A 2,794-nucleotide genomic window follows, 5' to 3' on the forward strand; every position below is an offset into this window, starting at 1 on the left:
ACTAGAACAGAGAGCAGCAGGAAGCAGAGAGAGAAGACCGTGAGACAGCATCCCGGAGAGAGAAAGCGCAGGCGAAGGGAGAGAGACGGTGCGTCAGCACCGTCTTTTCCCGGCCCGCAGGGCCGCCCGCTTTTACGGCGATGCCCGCTACCGGCACAATGACCTTTCCCGATTGCAGGCATAAAAAAAGCCCCTGCCGGGGCTGGTCTCAAATCGCAGGCTTACAGCGAGTCAGTAAGCATTGCCTCATATTCCCCGTCGTCCCACTCCTCGCTGAGGTGAACCAGAACGGGATGGATAAAACCTGCCAGCGCTGCCGTTACCTCTGCATGCCCCTGCCAGGCGTTATCTACGATGCCTTTGCCCATTTCCTTCGCCTTACTGCGCAGCTGGCGCGCCGTCTCATAGTTATCCCAGCCACTTTCAAAACGCGCGTTATCAAGCAGCTCCTCCTGTACCGCTTTGACACGGGCAATCTCAGCAGGATCGGTCACATGTTCATTCCAGCTCAGGTCGGCTGCGTTACCTGTCAGCACGGTTTTACCCTTTTCATCACTGATGACGATAAGTGAGGGTTTGAAACTTACCGGGCCGAAATCGCGTCCCTGATCCTCGTCATAATAATCCCGACCCTCTTCGCGCGGATTCCATTCGCCTTTAATCCAGGCCGCGCTGACCATTTCCAGTGCCGCAGAAATTGTCCACGCGCGCCCCAGATGCATGCTGCTGCTGGTCCAGTACGTTTCGTATGAGCAGTATTCTTCCGGGAACTCCATCTGTCCCCACACGTCCACGCTGAAGGGCTTCAGCCTTTCCAGAATCTCAGCCAGGCACTGCGCCTTTTTTTCGCCCGCCGCCGCCTGGAACTCTTTCAAAGATGGCAGCGCGTCAGGTGACACGGCAGGGTCCAGCTCGTTAATCATTGCATCAACCGCGATCACCATCTCGTACACTGCCGGTGAGTCTATGGCGCCCATTGCTGCCAGCTCACCGATCCTGTTGTGCGCAATCAGCGGGACACAAGCAGACTCGTGCGGATCTTCATCATCAATGCCCAGGCGTTCCAGCGCGCAGTACACCATCATGTCGCCCTCAATCTTTGCCAGTTCAGCAAGCGCAGCTGTTTTACGCGTGAAGTAAACGGATTCAGGGGTTTTAACCCATGTTTTGGGAGATTCTGGCGTGGCGGTGTTGACGTTGATGTTGTGTGTGTTCATGGCAGTTCTCCTGTGCGTGTGAGGTTTCATGTTTCGGTCGATCCAGTCGCGGCAAAGGGCAAAGGAGCAACGGCAGGCAGCAGACACAAGGGCGCCGCAGGCGTGCATTTCACCCTTGTGTCTGATGAATGACGGTGCTACGACCAGCCCTCCGCGCCTGGAATGACCGGAACAGCCTCACTGACGGGGAAGCGGGCATGAACACACCCCGGACGGCGGCCTTATGCCGGTCCGGCCCTCAGCGGCCACGCCTTTTTGTGGCCAGTGAACGCGCGGGCGAAAGCCCGCTGCAGGGGTTGACCTGGCCGTTCGCCATCAGACCCTAGCCGTCAGGCCCGAACCCCGAAGGGATTCGGCGGAGCTTACCGGCTTTGCCGGTTAGCGGAGTGGGGCTCGACGACCCGGCAACGCCGGGGAGCCGAAGGGGGCCATCAGGCTGTTTATGCCGTTGACCTTTATGAACATAAAGCAGGAGCAGCAGCTACAGCACAGCAGAGGGATTAACAGCAGCAGGAAGCAGAGAGAGAAGACCGTGAGACAGCGTCCCGGAGAGAGAAAGCGCAGGCGAAGGGAGAGAGACGGTGCGTCAGCACCGTCTTTTCCCGGCCCGCAGGGCCGCCCGCTTTTCAGGCGTTGCCCGATGCAGGCGCAATTATTTTCCCGATCGCAGGCATAAAAAAAGCCCCTTCCGGGGCTATCGATGTCAGGCTTTGCTCTTTTTCTTTCTGTCTCTGCGGTTCTCGATACACCAGACAAGATTACTGTATAAGCCCGTCAGACCATATATGAGCGCTAAAACTGAAACAGCAGCTAACAATTTCATTCCTGCTTCGCCTTCTGGTGCAGTCATGATTTCAAGCATTGCCGCTCCTCTGATGTATCTGATTTTATATAGGTTTCAGCTTTCTGGACGTTTTGCTGCTCTTTATGCATTTCCCTACGTTCTCCGTAGGTGCGCATCATTTCGAACAGCCCGTTAACAAAATAGGCTACTAAAATGAACGCCACAACTTTAAACACAATGCCTAGTTCCGGCGACGGTCCTGTTTCAATCACGTCTCATCCTTACTTGTGCGGTTTCTTTACGATCTACGCCGCGCTTCAGCTATGCCGCCACTCAGGAAAGCGACAACGAGTGTAAAAAGGCCACAGATCATCAGCAAAGCTTGCACAATCAGTCCTGCTTCTTTCATGGCGTCAGAAACTGAATATCCTTCCGGATTCGCATACATCAGAACAGTAAAGACCAGCCTTAAGAAATTCGGTGCAAGCATCATCCAGCAACCCGCCGCGACGTAGTCCAGGCGCATATTACGCTTCAGCCACTTGCCCAGTCGGGTTTTATTGCCAAAGCTGTCACTCTTCCCAAAATCAATGCTACGCGCGGTCATTAACACCCATAAATCCACTACGGTAAACAGCGCTATAAGCCAGAAGGTATAATCCATTTTTCAGTTTCCTTTAGTGGCTGTAGATAAGCTCAGTTAGCCTGTCTACAGCTCAAATTAATCCGGTTACCCCTGATGTTTCGGTAACATCACTGATAGCCCAGCGCCTTCATTATCAGCACGGTGATC

The 2,794-nt window shown here is 54.5% G+C and carries 4 protein-coding genes; all 4 read right to left on the reverse strand.

Features of this window, described 5'->3' with window-relative positions; translation table 11 throughout:
- Positions 1–221 precede the first annotated feature (221 nt).
- Positions 222–1,217 (reverse strand): Hok/Gef family protein, encoded by a 996-nt coding sequence (locus tag BBB56_RS23180; protein ID WP_123803242.1) that lies wholly within the window; start codon positions 1,215–1,217, stop codon positions 222–224.
- A gap of 703 nt (positions 1,218–1,920) precedes the next feature.
- Positions 1,921–2,079, reverse strand: a complete 159-nt coding sequence (locus BBB56_RS23565; protein WP_158673964.1) for a hypothetical protein — start codon at positions 2,077–2,079, stop codon at positions 1,921–1,923.
- Positions 2,064–2,273 carry a hypothetical protein gene (locus BBB56_RS23185; RefSeq protein WP_123803243.1) on the reverse strand — a complete coding sequence of 70 codons (210 nt, stop codon included), beginning with the start codon at positions 2,271–2,273 and terminating at the stop codon, positions 2,064–2,066. The genes BBB56_RS23565 and BBB56_RS23185 overlap by 16 nt, the downstream gene beginning before the upstream one ends.
- A gap of 26 nt (positions 2,274–2,299) precedes the next feature.
- Complete coding sequence (locus tag BBB56_RS23190) at positions 2,300–2,665, reverse strand: hypothetical protein (RefSeq protein ID WP_123803244.1); 366 nt, start codon at positions 2,663–2,665, stop codon at positions 2,300–2,302.
- Positions 2,666–2,794: the final 129 nt, after the last annotated feature.

It is taken from the genome of Candidatus Pantoea deserta, from assembly GCF_003813865.1.
Lineage (GTDB): Bacteria > Pseudomonadota > Gammaproteobacteria > Enterobacterales > Enterobacteriaceae > Pantoea > Pantoea deserta.